The 26,935-nt window shown below is 72.6% G+C and carries 25 protein-coding genes; 19 read left to right on the plus strand and 6 right to left on the minus strand.

Annotated elements, in window-relative coordinates; translation table 11 throughout:
- Window positions 1-118 precede the first annotated feature (118 nt).
- Window positions 119-745, minus strand: coding sequence for a hypothetical protein (locus AC02VZ_RS22200; protein WP_362090385.1), 627 nt, complete (start codon window positions 743-745; stop codon window positions 119-121).
- A gap of 337 nt (window positions 746-1,082) precedes the next feature.
- Between AC02VZ_RS22200 and hemL the strand changes: the two genes are divergently transcribed.
- The 7 genes from hemL (at window position 1,083) to ccsB (ending at window position 9,478) form a co-directional block, all read left to right on the plus strand.
- Window positions 1,083-2,399, plus strand: coding sequence for a glutamate-1-semialdehyde 2,1-aminomutase (gene hemL, locus AC02VZ_RS22205; protein WP_432058265.1), 1,317 nt, complete (start codon window positions 1,083-1,085; stop codon window positions 2,397-2,399).
- A gap of 59 nt (window positions 2,400-2,458) precedes the next feature.
- Entirely contained in the window at window positions 2,459-3,106 is a 648-nt protein-coding gene (locus tag AC02VZ_RS22210) for a histidine phosphatase family protein (protein WP_432058277.1), read from the plus strand.
- A gap of 644 nt (window positions 3,107-3,750) precedes the next feature.
- On the plus strand, window positions 3,751-5,100 hold the full coding sequence (locus tag AC02VZ_RS22215; RefSeq protein WP_476476227.1) for a polysaccharide deacetylase family protein: 1,350 nt from the start codon (window positions 3,751-3,753) through the stop codon (window positions 5,098-5,100).
- 64 nt (window positions 5,101-5,164) lie between these two features.
- Window positions 5,165-5,794 (plus strand): TlpA family protein disulfide reductase, encoded by a 630-nt coding sequence (locus AC02VZ_RS22220; RefSeq protein WP_432058266.1) that lies wholly within the window; start codon window positions 5,165-5,167, stop codon window positions 5,792-5,794.
- Window position 5,795: 1 nt separating this feature from the next.
- Window positions 5,796-6,569 carry a cytochrome c biogenesis CcdA family protein gene (locus AC02VZ_RS22225; protein ID WP_476476214.1) on the plus strand — a complete coding sequence of 258 codons (774 nt, stop codon included), beginning with the start codon at window positions 5,796-5,798 and terminating at the stop codon, window positions 6,567-6,569.
- Window positions 6,570-6,572: 3 nt separating this feature from the next.
- Complete coding sequence (resB, locus tag AC02VZ_RS22230) at window positions 6,573-8,333, plus strand: cytochrome c biogenesis protein ResB (RefSeq protein ID WP_476476215.1); 1,761 nt, start codon at window positions 6,573-6,575, stop codon at window positions 8,331-8,333.
- Window positions 8,334-8,407: 74 nt separating this feature from the next.
- The gene (ccsB, locus tag AC02VZ_RS22235) at window positions 8,408-9,478 is read left to right on the plus strand and encodes a c-type cytochrome biogenesis protein CcsB (RefSeq protein WP_476476228.1); all 1,071 of its coding nucleotides are present in this window, start codon (window positions 8,408-8,410) and stop codon (window positions 9,476-9,478) included.
- 482 nt (window positions 9,479-9,960) lie between these two features.
- Here ccsB and AC02VZ_RS22240 read toward each other — a convergent pair whose 3' ends face one another.
- Window positions 9,961-10,350, minus strand: coding sequence for a PLD nuclease N-terminal domain-containing protein (locus AC02VZ_RS22240; RefSeq protein WP_476476216.1), 390 nt, complete (start codon window positions 10,348-10,350; stop codon window positions 9,961-9,963).
- 86 nt (window positions 10,351-10,436) lie between these two features.
- Between AC02VZ_RS22240 and AC02VZ_RS22245 the strand changes: the two genes are divergently transcribed.
- Window positions 10,437-11,894, plus strand: coding sequence for a menaquinone biosynthesis decarboxylase (locus AC02VZ_RS22245; RefSeq protein WP_476476217.1), 1,458 nt, complete (start codon window positions 10,437-10,439; stop codon window positions 11,892-11,894).
- Window positions 11,891-12,796, plus strand: coding sequence for a menaquinone biosynthesis prenyltransferase MqnP (gene mqnP / locus AC02VZ_RS22250; RefSeq protein ID WP_432058271.1), 906 nt, complete (start codon window positions 11,891-11,893; stop codon window positions 12,794-12,796). Before AC02VZ_RS22245 ends, mqnP begins: the two co-directional genes overlap by 4 nt.
- Window positions 12,797-13,101: 305 nt before the next feature.
- Here the strand turns inward: mqnP and AC02VZ_RS22255 are convergent, their stop codons facing one another.
- On the minus strand, window positions 13,102-13,716 hold the full coding sequence (locus AC02VZ_RS22255; protein ID WP_476476218.1) for a rhomboid family intramembrane serine protease: 615 nt from the start codon (window positions 13,714-13,716) through the stop codon (window positions 13,102-13,104).
- A gap of 140 nt (window positions 13,717-13,856) precedes the next feature.
- Here AC02VZ_RS22255 and AC02VZ_RS22260 point away from each other — a divergent pair, with 140 nt between their 5' ends.
- From AC02VZ_RS22260 to AC02VZ_RS22295, 8 genes are all read left to right on the plus strand, one after another.
- Entirely contained in the window at window positions 13,857-14,540 is a 684-nt protein-coding gene (locus AC02VZ_RS22260; RefSeq protein ID WP_362090404.1) for a UbiX family flavin prenyltransferase, read from the plus strand.
- A gap of 148 nt (window positions 14,541-14,688) precedes the next feature.
- Window positions 14,689-15,147 (plus strand): Lrp/AsnC family transcriptional regulator, encoded by a 459-nt coding sequence (locus AC02VZ_RS22265; protein WP_362090406.1) that lies wholly within the window; start codon window positions 14,689-14,691, stop codon window positions 15,145-15,147.
- A gap of 104 nt (window positions 15,148-15,251) precedes the next feature.
- Window positions 15,252-16,415, plus strand: coding sequence for an aminofutalosine synthase MqnE (mqnE, locus tag AC02VZ_RS22270; RefSeq protein WP_362090408.1), 1,164 nt, complete (start codon window positions 15,252-15,254; stop codon window positions 16,413-16,415).
- Window positions 16,416-16,686: 271 nt separating this feature from the next.
- Window positions 16,687-17,235: a GNAT family N-acetyltransferase gene (locus AC02VZ_RS22275; protein ID WP_432055972.1), complete on the plus strand. Its 549-nt coding sequence runs from the start codon at window positions 16,687-16,689 to the stop codon at window positions 17,233-17,235.
- 105 nt (window positions 17,236-17,340) lie between these two features.
- On the plus strand, window positions 17,341-17,646 hold the full coding sequence (locus AC02VZ_RS22280; protein WP_432055973.1) for a DUF4229 domain-containing protein: 306 nt from the start codon (window positions 17,341-17,343) through the stop codon (window positions 17,644-17,646).
- Window positions 17,647-17,863: 217 nt separating this feature from the next.
- Entirely contained in the window at window positions 17,864-17,950 is an 87-nt protein-coding gene (locus tag AC02VZ_RS22285) for a putative leader peptide (protein WP_362092431.1), read from the plus strand.
- 55 nt (window positions 17,951-18,005) lie between these two features.
- Entirely contained in the window at window positions 18,006-19,328 is a 1,323-nt protein-coding gene (locus AC02VZ_RS22290; RefSeq protein ID WP_476476219.1) for a dicarboxylate/amino acid:cation symporter, read from the plus strand.
- Window positions 19,329-19,473: 145 nt separating this feature from the next.
- Window positions 19,474-20,145 carry a TetR/AcrR family transcriptional regulator gene (locus AC02VZ_RS22295; protein WP_432055975.1) on the plus strand — a complete coding sequence of 224 codons (672 nt, stop codon included), beginning with the start codon at window positions 19,474-19,476 and terminating at the stop codon, window positions 20,143-20,145.
- 7 nt (window positions 20,146-20,152) lie between these two features.
- Here AC02VZ_RS22295 and AC02VZ_RS22300 read toward each other — a convergent pair whose 3' ends face one another.
- Both AC02VZ_RS22300 and AC02VZ_RS22305 read right to left on the minus strand, forming a co-directional pair.
- Window positions 20,153-21,046 (minus strand): MaoC/PaaZ C-terminal domain-containing protein, encoded by an 894-nt coding sequence (locus tag AC02VZ_RS22300; protein WP_476476220.1) that lies wholly within the window; start codon window positions 21,044-21,046, stop codon window positions 20,153-20,155.
- Between the two features lie 4 nt (window positions 21,047-21,050).
- Complete coding sequence (locus tag AC02VZ_RS22305; RefSeq protein WP_476476221.1) at window positions 21,051-22,379, minus strand: 3-oxoacyl-ACP reductase; 1,329 nt, start codon at window positions 22,377-22,379, stop codon at window positions 21,051-21,053.
- 109 nt (window positions 22,380-22,488) lie between these two features.
- Here AC02VZ_RS22305 and AC02VZ_RS22310 point away from each other — a divergent pair, with 109 nt between their 5' ends.
- Both AC02VZ_RS22310 and AC02VZ_RS22315 read left to right on the plus strand, forming a co-directional pair.
- Window positions 22,489-23,784: an acetyl-CoA C-acetyltransferase gene (locus AC02VZ_RS22310; protein WP_432055978.1), complete on the plus strand. Its 1,296-nt coding sequence runs from the start codon at window positions 22,489-22,491 to the stop codon at window positions 23,782-23,784.
- 265 nt (window positions 23,785-24,049) lie between these two features.
- Window positions 24,050-25,978 (plus strand): AMP-dependent synthetase/ligase, encoded by a 1,929-nt coding sequence (locus tag AC02VZ_RS22315; protein WP_476476222.1) that lies wholly within the window; start codon window positions 24,050-24,052, stop codon window positions 25,976-25,978.
- A gap of 305 nt (window positions 25,979-26,283) precedes the next feature.
- Here AC02VZ_RS22315 and AC02VZ_RS22320 read toward each other — a convergent pair whose 3' ends face one another.
- Complete coding sequence (locus AC02VZ_RS22320) at window positions 26,284-26,487, minus strand: cold-shock protein (protein WP_006133199.1); 204 nt, start codon at window positions 26,485-26,487, stop codon at window positions 26,284-26,286.
- Between the last annotated feature and the right edge of the window lie 448 nt (window positions 26,488-26,935).

Genomic DNA, 26,935 nt, shown 5'->3' on the forward strand with positions numbered 1-26,935 from the left:
ATCAGCCCCTCGGCTGCACCAATGTGCCCTCGATGTGCGCTGGCCGCCTGAGGACCCCTGTCCGGCACGGAAAAGGGCGAGGCCCGAAGACCCCGCCCCACGCCAGTAGAACCCCAGATCAGGGCCACACCAGGCAGTACGGCTGATGCCCCGCCTCGTGCAGCCGATGGCTGAAGTCCTGCCACTCGTGCAGCAGCTGGTACACGTTGAACGCGTCCCGGGGGCCGCCGCGGTCAGGGACCGTGGACCAGATGAAGGCTGCCGCGCCGACCGCTTCCTCGCCTATGCCGCGCAGCGGGTCGACGACCGTCATGGGGAGCTTCACGACCGCGTAGTCGGGGTGCAGGACGACCAGTTCCAGGGGCGGGACCTTGTGCAGGGGGACGCCCTCTATGCCGGTGAGGACCATGGCGGCCATGGTTTCCGGCTTGATCTTGGTGAACATGCCGCCCATGCCGAGCTCGTCGCCGCCGAGTTCCTCGGGGCGCATCGAGATCGGGACGCGGGCAGCGGTGGCGCCGTCGGGCGCGCCGAAGTACTTGTACGTCACCCCCACCCGACCACCATTCCTGCTCCCGGCTCCCAGCCGGTCGAGGCGCTGCTCGATCCGGTCGGGCTCGTTCGGTACCCCGTGTGCCTGACGTGCCGCTTCCGCGTCCTCCGCCTCGCGCCGGTGCCTTCCCCGCCGGGACCGTCGAGGACCCAGGCCATCGGTCCCCTCGCCCAGTCCGCCACCGCGATGCATATCTCCACCCGACTGCTTTTCCAGGACGCGTGGTCCCCACCGCGCAACCCGATCATCGTGTCAGTGACCTCCCCCACGGCCGCGCGCCGAAACGTGCGGTCCGACATATGTCCGCGGGACCTCGGCGGCCTCCGGCCGCACGGGCCGTGTGAGCTGTGTGTATCAGACGACAGTTTCGCAGATCACGGAGGATCCGGGGCCGGATGCGACAGGAGGGCGCGGGCGGAAGGGGCGGACGGGCGGGCACGACGGGCTCGCACGGCTCCTGGCCTACCCTGAACACGTCACTCGCACCCGGAGTCCGGTTCGTCGGAGAAGGTCGGAGAAGTCGCAGGTCATGAGCGAACTGCCATATTCATACGAAGCCCCCGCCTCGCAGGCGCTGTTCGATCGTGCCGCGGCCGTCACTCCCGGTGGCGTCAACTCACCGGTGCGTGCCTTCCGTGCCGTCGGCGGCACCCCTAGGTTCATGGTGTCCGGCACCGGGCCGTACCTCACCGACGCCGACGGGCGGGAGTACGTCGACCTCGTGTGCTCCTGGGGGCCGATGATCCTCGGGCACGCCCACCCCGAGGTGATCGCCGCCGTGCAGGAGGCCGTCGCGCGCGGCACGTCCTTCGGCACGCCCGGTGAGGGCGAGGTCGCGCTCGCCGAGGAGATGGTCGCCCGGATCGAGCCGCTGGAGGAGGTCCGGCTGGTCTCCAGCGGGACCGAGGCCACCATGTCGGCCATCCGGCTCGCCCGCGGCTTCACGCGGCGCACCAAGGTGATCAAGTTCGCCGGGTGCTACCACGGTCACGTCGACTCGCTGCTCGCCTCCGCCGGCTCGGGCGTCGCCACCTTCGCGCTGCCGGACACCCCGGGCGTCACCGGCGCCCAGGCCGGGGACACCATCGTCCTGCCGTACAACGACCTGGAGGCCGTGCGGGCCGCGTTCGCCGCGCACCCCGGGGAGATCGCCTGCGTGATCACCGAGGCGTCCCCCGGCAACATGGGCGTCGTGCCGCCGCTGCCCGGCTTCAACCAGGGGCTCAAGGACGTCTGCGCCGCCCACGGCGCGCTGTACATCTCCGACGAGGTGATGACCGGCTTCCGCACCAGCCGCGCCGGCTGGTTCGGGATCGACGGGGTGCGGCCGGACCTGATGACCTTCGGCAAGGTCATGGGCGGCGGCTTCCCGGCCGCGGCCTTCGGCGGCCGGGCCGACGTCATGGCGCACCTCGCGCCCGCCGGCCCCGTCTACCAGGCCGGCACCCTCTCCGGGAACCCCGTCGCCACCGCCGCCGGGCTCGCCCAGCTGCGGCTGCTCGACGAGGACGCGTACCGGAAGGTCGACGCGGTGTCGGCGCGGATCCAGGCGCTCGTCGCCGAGGCGCTGACCAAGGAGGGCGTCGCGCACACGCTGCAGAACGCCTCCAACATGTTCTCCGTCTTCTTCACCGACCGCCCGGTGCGCGACTACGAGGACGCCAAGGCGCAGGAGTCCTTCCGCTACACGGCCTTCTTCCACTCCCTGCTCGCCAACGGCGTGTACCTGCCGCCGTCGTCCTTCGAGTCCTGGTTCGTCTCCACCGCGCACGACGAGCGGGCCGTCCAGCGGATCGCCGACGCCCTCCCGGCGGCGGCGCGCGCCGCGGCGGAGGCGACCGCGTGAGCACCGGGGAGGAGGAGACCGTGAAGAAGAGCGACGACGACATCACCGTCGTGCACCTGATGCGGCACGGCGAGGTGCACAACCCGGAGGGCATCCTCTACGGCCGGCTCCCCGGCTACCACCTGTCCGACCTGGGCCGGCGGATGGCCGACCGGGTCGCCGAGCACCTGGCGGGCCGTGACATCACCCACGTCGGCGCCTCGCCCCTGGAGCGGGCCCAGGAGACGGCCGAGCCGATCGCCAAGGCGCACGGCCTGGACATCGCCACCGACGCCCGGCTGATCGAGGCGGGCAACGTCTTCCAGGGCAAGACCTTCGGCGTCGGGGACGGGGCGCTGCGCCGTCCGGGCAACTGGCGGCACGTGGTCAACCCGTTCAAGCCGTCCTGGGGCGAGCCCTACGTCGAGCAGGTGGTCCGGATGCGGGGCGCGATGGACGCGGCCCGGGACGCGGCGCGCGGTCACGAGGCGGTGCTGGTCAGCCACCAGCTGCCGATCTGGATCGTGCGGTCGTTCGTCGAGCGCCGGCGGCTGTGGCACGACCCGCGCCGGCGGGAGTGCACGCTGGCCTCGCTGACCACCTTCACCTACCAGGGCGACCGGATCGTCTCCGTCGGCTACAGCGAGCCGGCCCGCGACCTCGTCCCGGCCCATCTGCTCGCCGGTGCCAAGCCGGTGAAGGGACAGGGCAAGGCGTTCGGCGCCTGAAGCGGGCACGGCGGGGCGTCACGGCATCCACGGGGCGGTCCGCAGCGGTGCGGGGCCCGGCGGGGCCTGACGGGACGTGACGGATCCGGACGGGGGTGACCCGGTCGGGCCCAGGGCGGGGGTGACCCGGTCAGGCTCCGGGCGGGGGTGACCCGGTCCGGATCCGGGGCGTCGCGTGGCGGCCGGTTCTTCCGGTCCGGTCCGCCCCGGTACGCCGCGTGACGCCGCCCCGTTCCCCCTTCGCCGCGCCCCCACGGCCGGGCCCGCCCCCGCGCGGACGAAGCCCGCGGCCCCGAGCTTCCCCCGAGCGCCCCCGCCCCGAGCGCCCAGCCCCCGTACCGAACGCCCCGAGCGCCCAGCCCGCGCACCCAACGCCCCGCGCACCCCGAACGCCCCCGCACTCTCTTCCGTACCGGAGGGGTGCGGGGGCCGGTCTCGTTGTGTACGGTCCCGTGACCGGTCCGGGTGGCCGGTGCGTCACCGGGCGCGTGGCCGGCTGCGGGAGCGTTGCCGTGGTGTGGCATTCGTTGCGGAATCTCCGCACATGGCCGGGAACCTCCCCGTGCCCGCTGTCCTCTGACTGAGTGAACACCCTTCACGACGTGACGATCGGGGATGCCATGCGCAGTCTCACCCGCAGGGGAATGCTCGGGCTCGGCGCGGGCGCCGCGGCCGCCGTCTCGTTGGCCGGCTGCGGCGGCCTCACGGGATCGGACGGCTCGGACGGCGCCGGTGGTTCCGGCGGCGGGAGCAAGCCCAGGCCGAAGCCGAGCACCACCGTGCGCCCCATCGGCGACGGCTCGACCTCCTACACCGGCAAGCAGCCCCACCAGCCCGCCGCGCCGAAGCCGCTGGAACCGGGGGAGACCCCGCCGCAGTTCGTCGTCTTCTCCTGGGACGGGGCCGGTGAGGTCGGCAACGGGCTGTTCCCGCGCTTCCTGGACCTCGCCAAGGAGCACGGCGCGCACATGACCTTCTTCCTCTCGGGGCTCTACCTGCTCCCGGAGTCCAAGAAGCGGCTGTACGAGCCGCCGAACAACCCGCGCGGCGCCTCGGACATCGGCTACCTCACCGACGACCACGTCAAGGACACCCTGAAGAACGTCCGCCGGGCCTGGCTGGAGGGCCACGAGATCGGCACCCACTTCAACGGCCACTTCTGCGCCGGGTCCGGCAGCGTGGCCAACTGGACGCCGAAGCAGTGGCGCAGCGAGATAGAGCAGGCGAAGTCGTTCGTCAAGAAGTGGCGGACCCACTCCGGCTGGACCGAACTGGAGTCCCTGCCGTTCGATTACGACAAGGAACTCGTCGGCGGCCGGACGCCGTGTCTGCTCGGCCAGGACAACCTGCTGCCCACCGCGCGCGAGCTGGGCTGGCGCTACGACGCCTCCTCGCCGGGGGGACGGCAGGTCTGGCCCACGAAGAAGCAGGGCATATGGGACCTTCCACTCCAGCAGATACCTTTCCCCGGACGTTCTTTCGAGGTCCTGTCGATGGACTACAACATGCTCGCCAACCAGTCCCTCAACACGACCAAGGCGCCCGCCCACAACTACCCGGGCTGGCGTGAACAGGCCGCCGGGGCGTACATATCGGGCTTCGAGCGGGCATACGAGTCGAACCGGGCGCCGTTCTTCGTCGGCAACCACTTCGAGGAGTGGAACGGCGGCATCTACATGGACGCCGTGGAGCAGGCCCTCCGGCACATCGCCCGGGAGAAGGAGAAGGGCGGCGACGTGAGGCTCGTCTCCTTCCGGCAGTTCACCGACTGGCTGGACGTGCAGAAGCCCGAGGTGCTCGACCGGCTGCGCACCCTGGACGTGGGCCAGGAACCGGCCGGGGGCTGGGGCGCCTTCCTCAAGGGCACCGCGGGCAGGGGCACGACGGGCACGACCGGCACGACCGGCACCACCGGCACCACCGGCACGACCGGCACGGCGGGCCCGGACGGCGCGGCGGGCGCCTCCCCGGACGCCTCGTCCGGCGCCTCCTGACAGGCGGGGCCGCCCGTCAGGGGGGTGGGCAAGATCCCCAGAACGGGCATGCGAAACTTTTCACATGAGTGCCGCCAGTCGCGCCCCCCAGCGCTCGAACCGCACCACCCGCGCCCGCCGTCGCGCCGTCCTGGCGACCGGCGCCGCCGTGGCCGCCCTGCTCGTCTCCGCCTGCGGCTCCGGCGGCACGTCCGGCGGGGGCGGCGACACCAACTTCGTCGCCGGCTCCGACGGCGTCGCCACCGTCCCCGAGGGTGAGCGCACGACCGCACCCGAACTGTCCGGCGAGACCCTCGACGGCAAGCAGCTCGACGTCGCCGACTACCGGGGCAAGGTCGTCGTCCTCAACGTGTGGGGTTCCTGGTGCAACCCCTGCCGGGCCGAGGCCAAGCACTTCGCCAAGGTCTCCCGCGACTACGCCGACCAGGGCGTGCAGTTCGTCGGCATCAACACCCGGGACACCAGCATCGGCAACGCGCTCGCCTTCGAGAAGGACTTCGACGTCCCCTACCCGAGCCTGTACGACCCGACGGGCAAGCTGCTGCTGCGCTTCGAGAAGGGCACCCTGAACCCGCAGGCCATCCCCTCCACCCTGATCCTGGACCGGGAGGGCGGGATCGCCGCCCGCACGCTGTCCCCGCTCAGCGAGGAACGCCTGCTGAAGATGCTCAAGCCGGTCGTCGCGGAGAAGTGACGTGACGGCCCTGCACACGCTCGCCGCGGGCGTGGACCCCAACACCACCGTGCTCAACGGCGCCCTGCTGGTGGCGTTGCCCATCGCCCTGCTCGCGGGCCTGGTCTCCTTCTTCTCCCCCTGCGTGCTCCCCCTTGTTCCCGGTTACCTCTCCTACGTCACCGGCGTGTCCGGCACCGACCTCGGTGAGGCCCGGCGCGGCCGGATGGTGGCCGGCGCCTCCCTGTTCGTCCTCGGTTTCACCGCCGTGTTCGTCTCCGGCGGGGCCTTCTTCGGGTACTTCGGGTACACGCTGCAGGAACAGAAGGGGGTCCTGACGAAGGTCCTGGGGGTGCTCATGATCCTCATGGGCGCCTTCTTCATGGGCCTGATGCCGTGGGTGACGCAGCGGGAGTTCCGTTTCCACAAGCGTCCCGCCACCGGACTCGTCGGCGCGCCCGTCCTCGGCGCGCTGTTCGGCATCGGCTGGGCCCCCTGCACCGGCCCCGCCCTCGCCTCCGTCCTCACCCTGTCCGCCCAGCAGGAGAGCGCCGGGCGCGGCGCCATACTGACCGTCGCGTACTGTCTGGGACTGGGCCTGCCCCTCGTGCTCACGGCCGTCGCCTTCCGCAAGGCGCTCGGCGCGTTCGCCTGGATCAAGCGGCACTACGTGTGGGTGATGCGCATCGGCGGCACGATGATGATCGTGACCGGTGTGCTGCTGCTGACCGGCGCGTGGGACGGCCTCGTGGCGGAGATGCAGACCTGGTCCAACGGCTTCACGGTGGGGATCTGACCCATGAGCGACACCACGACCGACACCGCGCCGCGCGCCGGTGACGAGCAGGAACTGGGCGCCGCCGGCTCCCAGCTGTCCACCGCCCCCCGCGAGGAGCAGCCCCACCTGCCCTCCCTGGGCGTCATCGGCTGGGCCCGCTGGTTCTGGCGGCAGCTGACCTCGATGCGGGTGGCGCTGCTGCTGCTCCTGCTGCTGTCGCTCGCCGCGATCCCCGGCTCGCTCATCCCGCAGACCGGCATCGACGAGACCCGGGTCGCCGACTTCCGTGAGCAGCACGAGGCGCTGGCGCCGATCTACGACAAGCTGGGCCTGTTCGACGTCTACAGCTCGGTGTGGTTCTCCGCCGTCTACATCCTGCTGTTCGTCTCCCTCATCGGCTGCATCGTGCCCCGCACCTGGCAGTTCGTGGGCCAGCTGCGCGGCCGTCCGCCGGGCGCCCCCCGGCGGCTGGACCGGCTGCCCGCGCACACCACCTGGCGCACCGCGGCCCGGCCCGAGGAGGTCCGCGAGACCGCCCTGGCCCTGCTGCGGAAGCGCCGCTTCCGGGCGCACCTCGCCGGTGACGCGGTCGCCGCCGAGAAGGGCTACCTGCGCGAGGTCGGCAACCTGACCTTCCACATCGCGCTGATCGTGATGCTGATCGCCTTCGCCTGGGGCCAGTTGTTCAAGTCCGAGGGCAACAAGCTGATCGTCGAGGGCGACGGCTTCTCCAACACGCTCCCGCAGTACGACGACTTCAAGTCCGGCAACCTCTTCGACGTCGGTGACCTGGAGCCGTTCAGCTTCACCGTGAAGGACTTCAAGGGCACCTACGAGCGCAGCGGCCCCAACAAGGGCACCCCGCGCACCTACGAGGCCGACCTCACCTACAGCGAGGGCGCCTACGGCGAGGAGAAGACCACCACCGTCAAGGTGAACAAGCCGCTGGAGATCGGCGACGCGAAGGTCTACCTGGTCAGCCACGGCTACGCGCCCGTGGTGACCGTCCGCGACGGCGAGGGCGAGGTCGTCTACCGCAGCGCGGTGCCGCTGCTGCCACTGGACGGCAACGTCACGTCCTCCGGTGTCGTCAAGGTCCTCGACGGCTACCGCAACCCGGAGGGCGAGAAGGAGCAGCTCGGCTTCAACGCCTTCTTCGTGCCCACCTTCGGCGGCTCGGCCAGCGGCACCATGCTGTCGCAGTTCCCCGCCCTGGACTATCCGGTGCTCGCGCTGTCCGCGTACCACGGCGACCTGAAGGCCGACTCGGGCATCCCGCAGAGCGTGTACCAGATGGACAAGACGAAGATGGAGGAGTTCAAGGACGCCGACGGCGAGCTGTTCAAGCAGATGCTCACGCCCGGCGAGACCATGACCCTCCCCGACGGCGCCGGCTCGGTCACCTTCGAGAAGGACATCAAGGAGTGGGCCGGCTTCCAGATCGTCCAGGAGCCGGGCGGGGGCTGGGCCCTGGGCGGTGCCGTCGTCGCCATCGGCGGTCTCGCCGCCTCCCTGTTCATCCAGCGCCGCCGCGTGTGGGTGCGCGCGGTCGAGGGCGCCGACGGCGTCACCGTCGTCGAGATGGGCGGCCTCGGCCGCAGCGAGTCCGCCAAGGTGCCCGAGGAACTCGGCGACCTCGCGGACGCCCTCTACGACCGGGCCCCGGGCGTCCCCGGCCCGGACGACCCACCCGAGGGGTCCGCGGCCTCCGCCGGACCCACCGCCTCCGACTCCGCATCCGACTCCGAAGTGGAACCTGCCGAAGGGGCTGAGAAGCAGTGACTTCCGCCGCCGCGACCGACCTGGCCGGGGCCGCCACGCAGCTGGCCGCCGCCAACAACGAGAGCCTCGCCGAGATGAGCAACGTGCTCATCTACTCGGCGATGGCGGTCTACACCCTGGCCTTCTTCGCCTACATCGCCGAGTGGATCTTCGGCAGCCGCAGCAAGGTCGCCCGCACCGCCTCCGCCCTCACCGCCGTCGCCGGAGGGAAGAGCGGCCCGGCCGTCACCGTGCGGCAGGGCGGCGGGACCGCCGTGCTGGAGCGGCCCAAGGTCGCCGTCCGCGCGGCCTCCGGCTCCCGTGACGTGCCGGACGGCCCCGGCGCCCACGGCGGTGACGAGCAGGGCGACCTCTACGGCCGGATCGCCGTCTCCCTCACGGTGCTCGCGTTCCTCCTGGCGGTCGGCGGCGTCCTCACCCGCGCGCTGTCCGTGGAGCGGGCGCCGTGGGGCAACATGTACGAGTTCAACATCACGTTCTCCACCACCGCGGTCGGCATCTACCTCCTGCTGCTGGCGCTGAAGAAGAACGTGCGCTGGCTCGGCCTGTTCCTGACCACCGCCGTCCTGCTCGACCTCGGGCTCGCCGTCACCGTCCTCTACACCGAGAGCGACCAGCTGGTCCCGGCGCTCCACTCGTACTGGCTGTACATCCACGTCTCCACGGCGATCCTGTGCGGCGCGGTCTTCTACGTCGGCGCCATGGGCACGATCATGTACCTGTTCAAGGACGCGTACGAGAACAAGCTGGTGAGCGGCGGAAAGCCGGGCGCCTTCGCGACCTCCGTCCTGGAACGGATGCCCTCCGCCGCCTCGCTGGACAAGTTCGCCTACCGGGTCAACGCCGCCGTGTTCCCGCTGTGGACGTTCACGATCATCGCGGGCGCCATCTGGGCCGGTGACGCCTGGGGCCGCTACTGGGGCTGGGACCCCAAGGAGACCTGGTCGTTCATCACCTGGGTCGCCTACGCCGGGTACCTGCACGCCCGCGCCACCGCCGGCTGGAAGGGCCGCAAGGCCGCCTACCTGGCCCTGGCCGCCTTCGGCTGCTGGCTGTTCAACTACTACGGCGTCAACATCTTCGTCTCCGGCAAGCACTCCTACGCCGACGTCGGCCTGGGCGCGCTGGCGGCCGTCGGCTTCTGAGCCGCTCCGCCCCCGCGAGGGCCGGTTCGCCGTGACCACGGTCACGGGGGCCGGCCCTCGCCGTCGTCCGGGGGGCGTGGTCCGTGACGTGCCTCCGCCCGCCTGCGGTGGACGTGCCTCCGCCCGCCGGCGGTGATGTGGCCGGGGCGTACGGGGCGTACGGGGCCTACGGGGCGTTCGGGCGTCTGCGGTGACGTGGCCCCGCCGACGCCTGCCGTCCCCGGCCTGCCGGAGCTCACGACGCGTCAGTCACCGTCCGTCTCGGCCGGCCTGGGCGACCGTGCCCTGCCGGTCCCCGGCAGGCGCTGGGGGACGGACGGCGGACGCGAGGGACGGCGGGCGCGTGCGGGCAGGGGGTGTCCGTCGGGCCGCGGGAGGGGGCGCCTCCGTGAGCGGGGCGGGCGGGGCCGGGGGAGGGCCCCGTTCAGGTGCGGGCGAGGTCCGGCCCGGGCGTGGGATTCCAGCCCGGCGGGCGCCGTCCGTCAGTCGCCGCGGTCCCGCCTGCCCTTGTCGCCGTCCTCGTCGAGGTCCTTGGCCTGCCCGGTGTCCTCGGCCGGGGTGGCCGGCCCGGCCGGCTTGTCCTCGCTCAGGGATTTGAGGAAGTCCGGGTTGTCGTCCGGCGCCACCCACTGCTGCCGACTGCCGCCGCCGAAACCCCACGGGGAGCCGCCGGAGCCGGGCGCGCCCGCCGGGTGGCGCTTCTTGCCGGCGATGATCCAGGAGATGGAGCCCACGAGCGGGAACAGCAGCACGAGGATCGCCCACAGCGGCTTGGGCATGTGACGGATGTCGTCGTCCTTGGTGCTGATGCAGTCGATGAACGCGTAGACGCTCAGGGCCAGGGGGACGAGGAACATCAGCACCCGGAGCATGGGCCTCTCCAGAGAAGGGGTCGTGGGGACATCGGCACAGCCCCCAGGTACAGGGCCAGGGTAACCGCTCGGGGATACTTGACCCCATGGCTTACGACGATCTTCGTTCCCTGCTCAGGGCGCTGGAGCGCGAGGGTGACCTCAAGCGGATCAAGGCAGAGGTCGACCCGCATCTGGAGGTCGGTGAGATCGTCGACCGGGTGCAGAAGGCCGGCGGTCCCGCCCTCCTCTTCGAGAACGTGCGCGGCTCCAGGATGCCGCTCGCGATGAACGTGTACGGCACCGACCGGCGGCTGCTCAAGGCGCTCGGGCTGAAGTCGTACTCCGAGATCACCGACAAGATCGGCGGACTGCTCAAACCCGAGCTGCCGCAGGGCTTCGTCGGCGTCCGGGAGGCGTTCGGCAAGCTGGGCTCGATGACGCACGTGCCGCCGAAGAAGGTGAAGTCCGGCGACGCGCCCGTGCACGAGGTCGTGCTCACCGGTGACGACGTGGACCTGGAGCAGCTCCCGGCGCTGTTCACCTGGCCCAAGGACGGCGGCCCCTTCTTCAACCTGGGGCTCACCCACACCAAGGACCCGGAGACGGGCATCCGCAACCTGGGCCTGTACCGCCTCCAGCGCCACGACAAGCGCACCATCGGCATGCACTGGCAGATCCACAAGGACAGCCGCAACCACTACCAGGTGGCCGCCCGGCGCGGCGAGCGGCTGCCCGTCGCCATCGCCTTCGGCTGCCCCCCGGCCGTCACCTACGCGTCCACCGCGCCGCTGCCCGGCGACATCGACGAGTACCTGTTCGCGGGCTTCCTGCAGGGCAAGCGGATCGAGATGGTGGACTGCAAGACGGTCCCGCTCCAGGTGCCCGCGCAGGCGGAGGTCGTCATCGAGGGCTGGCTGGAGCCGGGGGAGATGCTCCCGGAGGGGCCCTTCGGCGACCACACCGGCTTCTACACCCCGCAGGAACCGTTCCCCGCACTGAAGATCGACTGCGTGACGATGCGCAAGCGCCCGCTGCTGCAGTCCATCGTGGTCGGCCGCCCGCCGACGGAGGACGGCCCGCTGGGGCGCGCCACCGAGCGCTTCTTCCTGCCCCTGCTGAAGATCATCATCCCGGACATCGTGGACTACCACCTGCCCGAGGCCGGCGGCTTCCACAACTGCGCGATCATCTCGATCGACAAGAAGTACCCCAAGCACGCGCAGAAGGTCATGCACGCCGTGTGGGGCGCCCACATGATGTCCCTGACCAAGCTGATCGTGGTCGTCGACGCCGACTGCGACGTGCACGACCTGCACGAGGTCGCCTGGCGGGCCCTCGGCAACACCGACTACGCCCGTGACCTCAGCCTCGTCGAGGGCCCCGTCGACCATCTCGACCACGCCTCGTACCAGCAGTTCTGGGGCGGCAAGGCGGGCATCGACGCGACGAAGAAGTGGCCCGAGGAGGGGTACACGCGCGACGGCGGCTGGCCCGACATGGTGGAGTCCGACCCGGAGACGGCCACCAAGGTGGACCGCCGCTGGAAGGAGTACGGACTGTGACCTCGGCCTCCGCCGCGTTGCCACGGCAACCGGGGCGCACCAAGGCGTTCCTGCGCCTGGTGATGATCGAGCACTCGGTGTTCGCGCTGCCCTTCGCGTACATCGCCGCGCTCACGGCGATGTACGAGTGGGACCGGACCGTCCACTGGGGCAAGCTGCTGCTGGTCACCCTGGCGATGGTGGGGCTGCGGACCTTCGCGATGGCCGCCAACCGGATCATCGACCGCGAGATCGACGCCCGCAATCCGCGCACCGCCCACCGCGAGCTGGTCACCGGCGCGATGTCGGTCAGGCACGCCTGGACCGGTGCGCTGATCGCGCTGGCGGTGTTCCTGGGCGCGGCGGCCCTGCTGAACCCGCTGTGCCTGGCGCTGGCGCCGGTGGCGATCGTGCCGATGGTGGTCTACCCCTACGGGAAGCGGTTCACGGACTTCCCGCAGGCGATCCTGGGGATCGCCCAGGCGATGGGGCCCATCGGCGGCTGGCTGGCGATCACCGGTTCCTGGTCCTGGGAGGCGGTCGTCCTGGGTCTCGCGGTCGGCATCTGGATCGGCGGCTTCGACCTGATCTACGCCTGCCAGGACGTCGACGCCGACCGTGCCATCGGGGTGCGGTCGGTACCGGCCCGCTTCGGCGTCCCGGCCGCCATCCGGGGCGCCCGCGCCTGTCACCTCGTGACGACCGCCCTCTTCGCCTGGTACGCGGTGCTCACCGGCGCCGGGGCCTTCTTCTGGCTGGGCCTGCTGATCGTCGCCGGGGCCTTCGTCTACGAGCACACCATCGTGCGCCCGCACGACCTGACCCGGCTGAACCGGGCGTTCTTCAGCGTCAACGGCTTCATCGGGATCGCGCTGTTCGTGTGCGCGCTGCTGGACCTGCTGGTGCGGGGGCTCACGCTGTAGCAGCCCGGGTTCCGGGCTCCCGGGCTCACCGGCTCCCGGGCTTCCCGAGGTCCCCGGACTCCCCGGCTCCCCCCGGGGTCCCCGGCACGCCGGTACGCCGCCGTCACCCGGCCGGGGGCAGAGGCCGGGCGCCGAGGCCGGGCGGTCCGGCCGACCGCACGCCGGCCAGGGTCCACGCCTGATCCGCGCCGGGCCTGGTCCGCGCCGCCACGGACCCCATGCCGGGGCGCGCACAGCGCGCACAGCGCGTGCGGCGCGTACGGCCCGTGCGGCGCGCACAGCGCGCACGGCCCGCGCGGTCGGCGTCAGAACCCGGGTGCCCCCGCGCCCGCCGGTCTGCCCGGCCGGCGCCCGAACAGGAACGCCGAGGCGATGCCCGCCAGCAGTCCGATGAGGTGGCCCTGCCAGCTGACCCCTGCCTGCCCGGGGGCGATGCCCGCCAGGATGGATCCGCCCCACACCGCGGCGACGAGGACGCCGGCCACCACGCCCAGCGGGCGGCGTTCGACGAAGCCGCTGCACACCAGGAAGCCGAAGAGGCCGAAGATCAGGCCGGAGGCGCCGGCCGTGTTGGTGTGGGCGGGGGCGATCAGCCAGACGCCGAGGCCGTCGCAGACGATGATCAGCGCGCACACCGCGGCGAAGCGGCGCAGCCCGCCGAGGGCGGCGAGGAAGCCGAACACCAGCAGCGGCACGCTGTTGGCGGCGACGTGCCCGAAGCCGAAGTGCACGAAGGCGGAGGGGACGACGTCGACCAGCTCCCCCGAGGTGCGCGGGCGTACGCCGAAGGAGTCCAGGGCGTGGCCGGTCGCCACGTCGACGACCTCCAGCACCCACAGCAGGGCCACCCAGGCCACCATCACCACGGCCGCCGTCTTCGCCCGCTCGCCGCCGGAGAACTGCCGACCCGTACCGGACATGCTCACCCCCACGCGCCGTACCCGTCCGTCCCGGAACAACGCACGGGCCCCACGGAACGGTTCCCCGTGCGCCCCTGGAAAGGGTTCCCACGGCCCCCTGGAACAGTTCCCGTTCACCGCCGCCGGATAGGCTCGGTGTCGTGAACCATCTCAAGCCAGGAGAGACGACCAGAACACCTTGGATCGTGGGGGTGTCCGGGGCCTCCGGCACGCCATATGCGGCCGCTGTCCTGCGGGCGCTGCTCCTGGCCGGGGAGAGCGTCGACCTCGTCGTGAGCCGGGCCTCCCGGCTCACCCTGCTGGACGAGACCGGGGTCTCCTTCCGGGACGCCCACTGGCGCGACGACCTGCGGCAATGGCTGTCCCGCGGGGCGGACGGCAAGCCGGACACGTTCGCCGTGGACCTCGACGGCGTGCGCTACTGGCCCGCGGGCGACCTGGCGGCGGGACCGTCGTCGGGGTCGTACCCGAGCAAGGGCATGCTCATCGTGCCCGCCTCCACGGCCTGTGTGGCCGGGGTCGCGCTCGGACTGTCCAAGGACCTGCTGCAACGGGCGGCGAGCGTGACCCTGAAGGAGGGGCGCACGCTGGTCGTCGCCGTACGGGAGACGCCGCTGGCCGGCCCCACCCTGCGCCAGCTGGTCGCCCTGGACGAGGCGGGCGCGACCGTCCTGCCGGCCTCACCGGCGTTCTACGCGGGCGCGACGCACATCCAGGACCTGGTGGACTTCGTCGCCGGGAGGGTCCTGGACGCGGCGGGCGTCGAGCACCGGCTCTACCGCCGCTGGGAGGGCGAACTCGGCGGTGGGTCGAGGACCCACTGACCGAGGCACCGGCCCCCCCCCCCCCCGCGCCCGGCCGGCACCCGGGCCCGCTCCCTCCTCCCCTCCCACCCCCCTCTCCTCCTCCCTTCTCTCCTCGCAGAACCCCTCCAGAACTTCTCGACCTCTTCAGCGGAAGGCTTCGATCGCAATGGACGCGGTGGACAGGCAGCTCATCCAGGCCCTGAGAGAGAACGGCCGGGCCTCCTACGCGGAGCTGGGGCGTCTCGTCGGCCTGTCGGGACCCAGCGTCACCGACCGCATCAACCGGCTGGAGGCAGCCGGCGTCATCACCGGCTACCGGGCCACCGTCGACTCCGCCTCGCTCGGGCTCGGGGTCACGGCGCTGATCGGCATCTCGCTCTCGGACGCCGCCGACCACGAGGACGTCGCGCAGCGGCTGAAGGACCTCCAGGAGATCGAGGACTGCTGGTTCATCGCCGGGGACGACTCCTTCATGATCAAGGTGCGGGCGGCCGACGTGGACGGCCTGGAGCGGATCATCCGCCGCCTGTCCGGCACCAAAGGGGTCTCCCGGACGCGGACCACCATCGTGCTCTCCACCAAGTGGGAGAACCGCGTCGGCGAGCTGCCCGAGGAGGAGGCGTAGCCGGGCAGGCGACCGGGCACGCAGCACCCCCGTCCGGGGGTCCCTCCGCCCGGACGGCGGGGGAGTACGGTGGGCGAGGTCTGTCCCAGGAGAAAGGTGTCGGCATGGACGTCGGGCTCAAGCGTGAGCTGGAGGAGAAGGTGAGGGCGGGCGTCCGCCTGACCCGCGAGGACGGCATCGCGCTGTACGAGTCGGACGACCTGGCCTGGCTCGGCGGGCTGGCGCACGAGGTCCGCACCAGGCTCAACGGCGACGTGGTGCACTTCAACGTCAACCGGCACCTCAACATGACGAACGTGTGCACCGCCTCCTGCGCCTACTGCTCCTTCCAGCGCAAGCCCGGCGAGAAGGACGCCTACACGATGCGCATCGAGGAGGCGGTGAAGCTGGCCAAGGCGATGGAGGGCGAGAACCTCACCGAGCTGCACATCGTCAACGGCCTGCACCCCAACCTCCCGTGGCGCTACTACCCGCGCTCCCTGCGGGAGCTGAAGGCGGCGCTGCCGGAGGTGTCGCTGAAGGCGTTCACCGCCACCGAGATCCACCACTTCGAGACCATCTCGGGCCTGTCCGCCTCGGAGATCCTCGACGAGCTGATCGACGCCGGGCTGGAGTCCCTCACCGGCGGGGGCGCCGAGATCTTCGACTGGGAGGTCCGGCAGCACATCGTGGACCACCGCACCCACTGGGAGGACTGGTCCCGCATCCACCGGCTGGCGCACGAGAAGGGCCTGAAGACCCCGTGCACCATGCTCTACGGGCACATCGAGGAGCCGCGCCACCGCGTCGACCACGTGCTGCGGCTGCGTGAACTCCAGGACGAGACCGGCGGCTTCCAGGTCTTCATCCCGCTGCGCTACCAGCACGACTTCGTGGACATGAAGGACGGCAAGGTCCGCAACCGGCTGCAGGCCCGCACCTCCATGGCCACCGGCGTCGAGGCGCTGAAGACCTTCGCCGTCTCCCGCCTGCTGTTCGACAACGTGCCGCACGTGAAGGTCTTCTGGGTGATGCACGGGGTCAACACCGCCCAGCTCGCCCTGCAGCACGGGGCGGACGACATGGACGGCTCGGTCGTCGAGTACAAGATCACGCACGACGCCGACAACTTCGGCACCCCGGACAAGCTGACCCGCGAGGACCTGCTGGAACTCATCCGGGACGCCGGGTTCCGTCCGGTGGAGCGCAACACCCGCTACGAGATCATCCGCGAGTACGACGGCCCCGACCCGGCCCGCCGGGAGTCACCGCAGCCGATGCGGGTCTGAGCCCGTCCGGGGCCGGGTGCCCCGTCGTGCCCGGCCGGGTGCACAACTTCGGCCGGGCGCCCGCCCCCGGCCGCGGGTGCGCGCCACCGTCCTCCCGATGCGCGCCACTGTCCTCCGGAGGCGCGGCTCCACGGCCTCCCCGAGCGGCCGGTGCCCACGGCTCACGCGTCGGCCGTGCCCCGGGCGGACGGCCGGGCGGGGCGTTCCGCGGCCCCGCAGTCGACCCGAATTATCCCGGCGAACGCCCGGAGGTAAGGGTTACCATCACCTCATGCCGCTTACCTCCCCGCGTCCGGCACCGCTCACCTTCACGCTCGACCCGCCGGTGACCCCCGCCCTGCGCGACGGCCTCCTCGACCTGTGGGCCGACGTCTCCGACGCCGGCGGGGCCGTCGGCTTCGTGCCGCCCGTGGACCGCGAGCAGATCCGGCCGGAACTCGTCCGCCAGTTCGTGGCCATGGACGAGGGGCGCTCCCGTCTCCTCGTCGGGCACGACCGGGACGGCCGGGTGGCCGCGAGCGCCTTCCTCACCTTCAACGCCCACCGCCTGATGACCCACTGGCTGTGGCTGTACACGGTGATGGTCCACCCCCGCCACCAGGGCAAGGGGTACGGCCGGGACCTGCTGGCCGCCGCCGAACGCGCCGCCCGCGGCTTCGACGGCATCGAGGCGATCCGCCTCGCCTGCCGCGGCGGCCTCGGCCTGGAACGCTTCTACGCCTCCTGCGGGTACAAGGAGGTCGGCCGCATTCCGGGTGCGATCCGGGTGGCGCCCGGCGACGACCGCGACGACATCGTCATGCTCCTGCCGCTCACCTGAGCCGCGCCGCCCCACCCCCGTGCAAGATCCCTCCCCGCCCGTGCTTCACTGGAGGACGTTCCATAAGGGACGTTCCGGCCGTTCGAACACGGAAGAGTGGATCTGATGCTCCGCTACACGCTGATGCGCCTCGGGATCTTCGTGGGCTGCCTCGTGGTCGTCTGGGGCCTCGTCTACTCGGGCCTCGCCCCGCGCGGACTGGGTGACTCCAACGGCCTGTGGATCGTCCTGCTCGCCCTGGTGCTCTCCGCCCCCATCAGCTTCGTCGCCCTGCGCAAGCAGCGGGACATCGCCTCCGAGGGCATCGTGCGCAAGGTCGACCGCGTCAAGGCCAACCTGGAGGCCCACCGCAACCAGGAGGACGCGGCCGACGACGCCGCCCGCGGCGAGGGCCGCGCCCGGACCTCCTGACCTCTCGGCGCGGCCCCCTCCGCGCTCTCCTCCGCTGCCGCGGGCGCGTTGCGTCCGTCACAGGCCGACACCCGCCGCCGAGCGCCCCGGTCCCTGAACCACCAGGACACCGGGGCGCTTTGCGTTGTGCGGTCGGTGTGCGACGCCCGCCTCTCAAAGCGAGGCTTTGGGAGTCTCAAAGTTCAGGTGTTACGGTCACGGGGTGAAGTCAGCAGCCGTGTTCCCCACGCCCCGGAGCGTTCCGCTCGTGGCACGCCTGCACGTGGACCTCTGCCGGGTGACCACCGCGACCTGTCGTCCCTGACGACCCGCACCACCCCCGCCACCTTCCCCCCTCACCACCGCGTCCCCCTCGGAGCATGTCCGTGTCCACGAACACGAAGTCCTTCAGGCTGCCCGTCAGGGCGCCCTTCTGGGCCCAGATACTCGCCGGTCTCGTCCTCGGCGTCCTGCTCGGCTGGCTCGCCCGCAGCCAGGACCTCTCCTGGCTGGTCACCACCCTCGAGAAGGTCGGCGGCACCTTCATCGGCCTGCTGAAGCTGGCCGTCGCCCCGCTGGTCTTCTTCGCGATCCTGGTCTCGATCACCAACCTGCGCAAGGTCAACAACGCGGCCCGCCTGGCCTCCCGCACCCTGCTCTGGTTCATGATCACCTCGCTGATCGCGGTCGCCATCGGTCTCACCATCGGCCTGGTCACCAACCCGGGCTCCGGCACCGGCCTCACCCCCGCCGACGGGGCGAAGCCCGAGAAGACCGGCTCCTGGATCGACTTCCTCACCGGCATCGTGCCCACCGACGTCATCACGCCGTTCACCGAACTGAACGTGCTGCAGATCGTCTTCATGGCCGCCGTCGCCGGCATCGCCGCGCTCCAGCTCGGCGAGAAGGCCGAACCCGTCCTGGTCTTCAGCGAGTCCGTCCTGGCGCTGCTGCAGAAGGCGCTGTGGTGGGTCATCCGGCTCGCGCCCCTCGGCACCGTCGGCCTGATCGGCAACGCCATCGCCACCTACGGCTGGGACCTGCTCGGTCAGTACGCCACCTTCACCGCCGACATCTACATCGGCTGCCTCATCGTCATGTTCGGCGTGTACCCGGCGCTGCTCGCGGGCGTCGCGAAGATCAACCCGGTGCAGTTCTTCAAGGGCGCCTGGCCCGCCATCCAGCTGGCCTTCGTCTCCCGTTCGTCGGTCGGCACCATGCCGCTCACCCAGAAGGTCACCGAACGCCTCGGCGTGCCCCGCGAGTACGCCTCCTTCGCCGTGCCGTTCGGCGCGACCACGAAGATGGACGGCTGCGCCGCGATCTACCCGGCCATCGCCGCGATCTTCGTCGCGCAGATCTTCGACGTCCCGCTCGGCGTCGGCGACTACCTGCTGATCGCCTTCGTGTCGGTGGTCGGCTCCGCCGCCACGGCGGGATTGACCGGCGCGACCGTCATGCTGACGCTGACCCTGTCCACGCTCGGCCTGCCGATGGAGGGCGTCGGCCTGCTCCTCGCCATCGACCCCATCCTGGACATGATCCGCACGGCCACCAACGTGGCCGGCCAGGCGCTGGTGCCGGTCGTCGTCTCCGCCCGGGAGGGGCTGCTGGACCGGGACGCCTACGACTCGGTCCACTCCTCCCCGGTCGACGGGGACACCCCCGCCGACGACACCCGTCGGGTGGCGGTACCGGCCTGACCCCGGCGCGCGCCTCGGCCGCCGCCGTCCCGTGCCCGCGGGCTCCCCGGAGAGGGGGCCCGCGGGCACGGGCGTTCCCGCCCGGGGGGCCCGCGCCGGCCGAGGGCGGCCGGACCCGGGGCCGGAGCCCCGTACGCTAATCCGCATGGGTGCCGTGAAGACCAAGCGGATGCCGCGTGCGGTCCGTGAGCAGCAGATGCTGGACGCCGCTGTGCGGACCTTCGGGCGGCGGGGGTACATGGCCGCGTCGATGGACGAGATCGCCGAACTGGCGGGCGTGTCCAAGCCGTTGGTCTACCTGTACCTGAACTCCAAGGAGGACCTGTTCACCGCCTGCATCCGGCGGGAGGCGCAGGCGCTCACCGAGGCGGTGCGCGCGGGGGCGCGGCCGGAGCTGCCCGCGGACCGGCAGCTGTGGGCGGGGCTGATGGCGTTCTTCGCGCACACCGCGCGGCACCCCGACGGCTGGGCCGTGCTGCACCTGCAGGCCCGTACGCAGGGCTCGGTGTTCGCGGCCGAGGTGGCCGCGATGCGGGCGGAGATCGTGGCCTTCGTGACCCAGCTGATCCTGGCCGCCGCGCGGGAGGCGCACCGGGACCCGGACCTGCCGGAGCGGGAGGTGTCCGGGCTGGCGGAGGCCCTGGTGGGGGCCGCCGAGTCGCTGGCCGACTGGGCCAACGCGACCCCGGGCACCACGGCGCGGCAGGCGGCGGCGACCCTGATGAACTTCGCGTGGGCCGGACTGGGCAACCTGATGGCGGGCGCCCCCTGGTCGCCGCCCGAGGAGGACGACGACGGGGCCGCCGACCGGGACTGAGCCGGCGTCAGAGCGGGCGGACCTCCCCGGTGAGGTGGACGCGGTCCCCGGGGCCGCGCAGGGCGAAGTGCCCGCCGTCGGCCGCCAGGGTCACCGTCGCGGGCAGCGGGACCGGCGCGCGGAAGCGGGCCCGGACCACGGCGGCGTCCGGGACCGGGCGGGCGGCGAGGCAGCGGGCCGCGGTCCACATGCCGTGGGCGATGGCCCGGGGGAAGCCGAACGGCCGCGCGGTGAGCGGGTGCAGGTGGATCGGGTTGCGGTCGCCGGAGGCGGCGCCGTAGCGCCGTCCCAGGTCGCCGGGGAGCTGCCAGGTGTCGACGGCGGGCAGGTGCGCGGGGTCGTCGGCGGGGCCGGCGGCCGGCGTGTGGGCGGGGCGGACCCCCGGGGCGTCGGGGGTGCGGGCGGGGGTGCGGTGCCGGGCGAGGTAGGTGCTGCTGGACTCCCAGACGAGGTCCCCGCCGGTGCGCAGTTCGGTGACGACGCTGGCCTCGGTGCCGCGCCGGTGCGGGCGCAGGCCGCGTACGTACACGGTGAGTTCGTGCGCGTCGGCGGCGGACGACGGACGGTGCCGGGTGAGGTGCACGGAGGTGTGGACCAGCCCGAGCAGCGGCAGGGGGAAGTCGCGCCCGCTCATCAGCCGCATGGCCGCGGGGAAGCCGAGGACGTGCGGGTAGGTCACCGGCAGCGTGTCCGCGCCGACGGGGAAGCCGCAGACCCGCTGGTAGGCGGCGAGCCGGGCGGGGTCCACGCGCAGGCCGGGCAGGACCAGGCGGGTGCGGGGGAAGCCGGCGTCGGGGCCGGGGCGTTTGAAGGGGGAGAGCAGGGCGCCGCGCAGCAGGAGCGGGGGGAGGGCGGGGGAGCCGTCGAGGACGTGGGCCGGGGTGCCGGGGGCGGACGTCATGGTGTCAGGCCCCCAGCAGGCTCTGGCCGCAGACGCGGACGACCTGGCCGTTGACCGCGCCCGAGCCGGGGTGCGCGAACCAGGCGGTGGTCTCGGCGACGTCGACGGGGAGACCGCCCTGGGCGAGGGAGTTCATCCGGCGGCCGGCCTCGCGGATGAGCAGCGGGACGGCGGCGGTCATCTTCGTCTCGATGAAGCCCGGCGCGACGGCGTTGACGGTGACGCCGTGGGCGGCGTGCGCGCGGGGGGCCAGGGAGCGGACCAGGCCGACGATGCCGGCCTTGGAGGCGCCGTAGTTGGTCTGCCCGGCGTTGCCGGCGATGCCCGCGATGGAGGCGGTGGCGACGATGCGCCCGCCGGGCCGCAGGGCGCCGGCGTCGAGCAGGGCGTCGGTGGTGCGCAGCACGCTCGCCAGGTTGACGTCGAGGACCGGCTTCCAGCGGTCGGCGGGCATGTTGACGAGGCGTCGGTCGCGGGTGATGCCCGCGTTGTGCACCAGGATGTCGAGGCCGTCGGGGAGGGCCCGCAGGATCTGCCGGCCCGCGTCGGCGGCGGTGATGTCGAGGGGCAGCGCGGTGCCGCCGAGGCGTTCGGCGACGCGGGCGGCGTCCTGCGCGGCCTGCGGGACGTCGAGCACCACGACCCGGGCGCCGTCGCGGGCCAGGGTCTCGGCGACGGACTCGCCGATGCCGTGGGCGGCGCCGGTCACCAGGGCGGTGCGGCCGGCCAGCGGGCGGTCGGCGGTGGCGTCGGCGGTGGCGTCGGCGGGGGCCGTCTCCCGGTCGCCGGCGCCGATGCCGATGACCTGGCCGCTGATGTAGGCGGACTTGGGGGAGAGCAGGAAGCGCAGGGTGGAGGCGGCGGCGGGGGCGGCCCCGGCGAGGCGGAGCAGGTTGACGGTGGTGCCGCGGCCGGTCTCCTTGCCCAGGGAGCGGGTGAACCCCTCCAACGCCTGCTGGGCGGCGGCCTGGTGGTGGTCGTCGGGGTCCGGCGGCGTGCCGAGGACGACGACGCGTCCGTTGGCGGTGACCGACCGGACGACGGGGTGCAGGGCCGCGTGCACGGCGGCGAGGCCGTCGACGTCCCGTACCCCGGTGGCGTCCAGGACGACCGCGGCGGGCCGGCCGTCGTCGTCGGGGGCGAGCCCGGTGGCGGCGAGGACCGGGGCGAGGTCGAGGGCGGTGGAGCCGGCGGTGAGGTGGAGCAGGCCGCCGTCGAGGGCCGGCTGCCCGGGTGACCAGCGCTTCAGGGCCGTGGGCCGGGGGAGGCCGAGGCGGCGGGTGAGGAAGCGGCCGGGCGGGGTGCCGGTGAAGCTCAGGTAGCGGTCGGCCATGTGCGACTCCCAGCGGGTTCGTGGGGGCTCGCCGGAGGGTCGCCCCGTGCTTACTCTGGAGTAAGGTTACCGGAGGTTATCCTAGGTCACGCGTGAGGAGCAGGTCGAGATGAGTCCTTCGAAACCGCTGCCGGGGACGGCGGTGCGGCGGGTGGCGGTCATCGGCGGCAGCCGCGTCCCGTTCGCCCGCGCCGACGGCCCCTACGCCACCGCCTCCCACCAGGAGATGCTCACCGCCGCCCTCGACGCCCTGGTCGAACGCCACGGCCTCCACGGGCCGGGCGCGGTGGACGAGTTCGTCGCCGGAGCCGTCCTCAAGCACAGCCGCGACTTCAACCTGGCCCGCGAGACCGTCCTCGGCTCCCGGCTGGACCCCCGCACCCCCGCCTACGACATCCAGCAGGCGTGCGGCACCGGCCTGCAGGCCGTGATCGCCGCCGCCAACAAGATCGCGCTGGGCCAGACCGAGGCCGCGGTCGCGGGCGGCGCCGACACCGCGAGCGACGCGCCCCTCGGCGTCAACGACGACCTGCGGCGCATCCTGCTGGCCGCCCGCCGGGCCCGGTCGGCCGGGGCCCGGCTGAAGGCGCTGGCCGGGATCCGCCCCCGCCACCTGGTGCCCGACATCCCGCGCAACGCCGAGCCGCGCACCGGGCTGTCCATGGGCGAGCACGCCGCCGTGACCGCCCGGGCGTGGGGCATCACCCGCGAGGCCCAGGACGAACTGGCCGCCGCCAGCCACCGGCGGCTCGCGGCGGCGTACGAACGCGGCTTCTTCGAGGACCTGGTGGTGCCCTTCCGCGGGCTGGAGCGCGACCAGAACCTGCGGCCCGGCTCGACCGTGGAGAGCCTGGCGAAGCTCCGGCCGGTCTTCGGCCTCGACGGTCCCGCACCGACGATGACGGCGGGCAACTCCACCCCGCTCACCGACGGCGCCGCCGTCGTCCTGCTGGCGAGCGAGGAGTGGGCAGAGGCCCGCGGCCTGACCCCGCCGGCCCACCTGACCACCTGTGCCACGGCCGCCGTGGACTTCGCCGCCGGCGACGTCGCCGGCGGCGAGGACGGCCTGCTGATGGCCCCGGCGTACGCGGTCCCGCGGATGCTGGAGCGCGCCGGACTGGGCCTGGACGACTTCGACCTGATCGAGGTGCACGAGGCGTTCGCCTCCCAGGTGCTCGCCACCCTGGCCGCCTGGGAGAAGCAGGGGCTGGGCACCGTCGACCGCGACCGGCTCAACGTGGCCGGGTCGTCGCTGGCCACCGGCCACCCGTTCGCCGCCACCGGCGCCCGCATCGTGGCGACCCTGGCGAAGCTCCTCGCCGAACGGGACGGTCCGGGCCGCGGCCTGATCTCCGTCTGCGCGGCCGGCGGCCAGGGGGTGACGGCGGTGCTGGAACGAGCCTGACCGGCCGTCGCGGGCGCGCCGGCCGGGCGGGCACGTCGCCCGGTGGTCCGTGATCCCCGAGACTGCACACCCCCGGCTCCGGACCGCCCCGGAACCCGCACGATCCCGTCACGCGCGCGCCGTACGATCCCGGTCCGGCCGGTGTCCGCCCCCTGTCCCCGGGGCGCCCCGCGACGCGTGCCGCCGCCGGGCCGCCCCGGCGCGCACGGCCCGTACGCCGTGACGGCACCCGGCCACCCCCACCGCACGCCCCTGGAGCCGCCCCGTGTCCCCCGCGCCTTCCTCCCCCCTCCCCGACGACGCGTACGACGCGTTCGGCGCGACCGCCCCGGCCGAGGCCGAGATCCGACGGCTCGACGGCGTCGTGCGCGAGGTGTCGGTGCCGCCGCTCGCCCGGCCGGTGCGGCACGGTTCGCTCGCCGACCTGCCCTTCGACAACGCGCACGCGGCGCCGGACGAGGTGGTCCTCAGCCGCCGGTCGGCGGACGGCGACTGGTCGGACGTGACCGCCGCCGCGTTCGCGGACCAGGTGCGGGCCGTGGCCCGGGGTTTGATCGCCGAGGGGCTGCGGCCGGGGGACCGGGTCGCCGTCATGGCCCGCACCATCTACGAGTGGACGGTGGTGGACTTCGCGGCCTGGGCCGCCGGCCTGGTCACGGTGCCCGTCTACCCCACCTCCTCGCCGTACCAGGCGCGCTGGATCCTGCACGACTCCGGCGCCGTCGCCCTGATCACCGAGACCGCCGGGCAGGCCGCCGCCCTCGGCCCGGAGCTGGCCCACCTGCCCGGCCTGCGCCATGTGTGGGTCGTGGAGAAGGGGCACGTCGAGCGGCTGGCGGAGGCCGGGGAGCAGGTGCCCGACCAGGAGGTGGAGGTGCGCCGGGGAGTCCTCGGCCCCGACACCCTCGCCACGCTCGTCTACACCTCCGGCACCACCGGCCGGCCCAAGGGCTGCGCCCTGACCCACGGCAACTTCTTCGCCGAGGTCGACAACGCGATCGAACTGCTCTACCCCGTCTTCCGCGCCCGGACCAGCGAGGAGGCGTCGGTCCTGCTCTTCCTGCCCATGTCGCACATCTTCGGGCGGATGGTCGCCGTGGCCTGCGTCCGGGCCCGGGTGCGCCTCGGCCACGCGCCCAGCCTGAAGCCGCAGGACCTGCTCCCGGACCTGGCGGCGTTCCGGCCGACCTGTCTGCTGACCATCCCCTACATGCTGGAGAAGGTCTTCAACACCGCCCGCGCCCGCGCGGAGTCGGGCGGACGCGCGGCCACCTTCGACCGGGCGGTGTCCGTGGCCCGCCGCCACGGCGAGGCCGTCGAGGCCGGACGCGACGGCACCGGGCCCGGCCCGTCCCGTGCGCTGAAGGCCGCCCGCGCCCTGTACGACCCGCTGGTCTACCGCAAGCTGCGCAACGCCATGGGGGGCCGGGTCCGCTACGTCATCAGCGGGGGCTCCCCGCTCGGCCGCCGTCTCGCCGCCTTCTACGCGGGGGCCGGCATCGAGGTCTTCGAGGGCTACGGGCTGACGGAGACCACCGGCGCCACCACCATCACCTCGCCCGAGCGGCCCCGCCTGGGCACCGTGGGCCGGCCGCTGCCCGGCACCCGGGTCCGGATCGCCGCGGACGGCGAGGTCCTCGTCGCGGGCGAGCACGTGCTGCGCGGCTACTGGAACCCCCGGGCCGGCGGAGTGGTGCCGGCCGCGCCCGACGGGTGGCTCGCGACCGGGGACCTCGGGCAGCTCGACGACGAGGGCCACCTCACCCTCACCGGCCGCAAGAAGGAGCTGCTGATCACCGCGGGCGGCAAGAGCGTCGCCCCGGCCCCGCTGGAGGACTGGCTGCGCTCGCACCCCCTGATCTCCCAGGTCATGGTGCTCGGCGACGGCCGCCCCTACGTGACCGCGCTGATCACCCTGGACCCGGACGGCATCACCCACTGGCGGCGCATGAACGGCCGGCACCCGGTCCCGCCGGAACTCCTCACCGATGACGCGGAACTGCTCGCGGTCCTCCAGCGCGCCGTCGACGAGGCCAACCGGATGCTGTCCCGCCCCGAGTCCATCCGCCGCTTCACCGTCCTGCCCGTTGACTTCACCGAGGCGGCCGGGCACCTCACCCCGTCGATGAAGCTGCGGCGCGAGGCCGTCCTGCGGGACTTCGCCGACGCGGTGGAGGAGCTGTACGCGGGATGACTGGCCGGACGGGTGGTGCGGCGCCCGGTCGCGTGTCGCGCGGACGGGCGGCAATTCCTGTGGAAGACGAGCGCCGGAGGCGGAAAATTCTCCGGGAATTCACCGGGGATGACGCCGTTCGGGCGACGGACGCCCGTCCGGCCGGGACCGCGGATTCCCGAGGAGGCGACGTCCCCGGGTCCGCCGGTCCGGAATGCGGACGGCGGGAAAGGGCGTGGCCCGGACGGCGAAAGGCAGGAGCCCCGTCGCCGGACGGCGCGGGGCTCCTTGGGTACTACTGGTCGTTCCCGGATCGGAGGATCGGGTCAGGCAGGGGTGACGTTCTCCGCCTGCGGGCCCTTCGGGCCCTGCGTGACGTCGAAGGTGACCTGCTGGTTCTCCTCGAGGGACCGGAAGCCGGTCGCGTTGATCGCGGAGTAGTGGACGAAGACGTCGGGGCCGCCGCCTTCCTGGGCGATGAAACCAAAGCCCTTTTCGGCGTTGAACCACTTCACGGTTCCGGTAGCCATAAGCCCTCCTTGGGCTCAAAAGGGTTGCCCTGCTCCAGAACCAGCAAGTGTGAAGACCAATTCCGCACAACTGCATCCGTCTGAGAACGACGAGAGCCCGCGGTCACATGCTCCGCAGGCTCTGTACTGCAAGGGAAACCAAACTGCAACTTGCGACGAGCCTAGCACGGGGGTGCCCGTTCGCAATAGAGGTCAAGATCACGTCACCCGAATGTTTGAATGCCCCGTCCGTCACCCCCGTCACACCCCTGAGTGTGCCTTCCGAACGGCTCGATTCCCGGGTCGTCCGGCGCCGGGGAGGGTGGGCGGGCCGGCCGCGCCGGGCGGGGGCTAGCCTCAAGGCCGTGAAGTTTGCGGGCTGGGTGGGGTTGTCCAGGGGTTGTGAACTGCGGTTTCGCCGGACATGAGGAGCGGAGCCCCGGTAGAACTGGCAGTCGACCAAGACAAG

Source organism: Streptomyces sp. 3-6, from assembly GCF_056323165.1.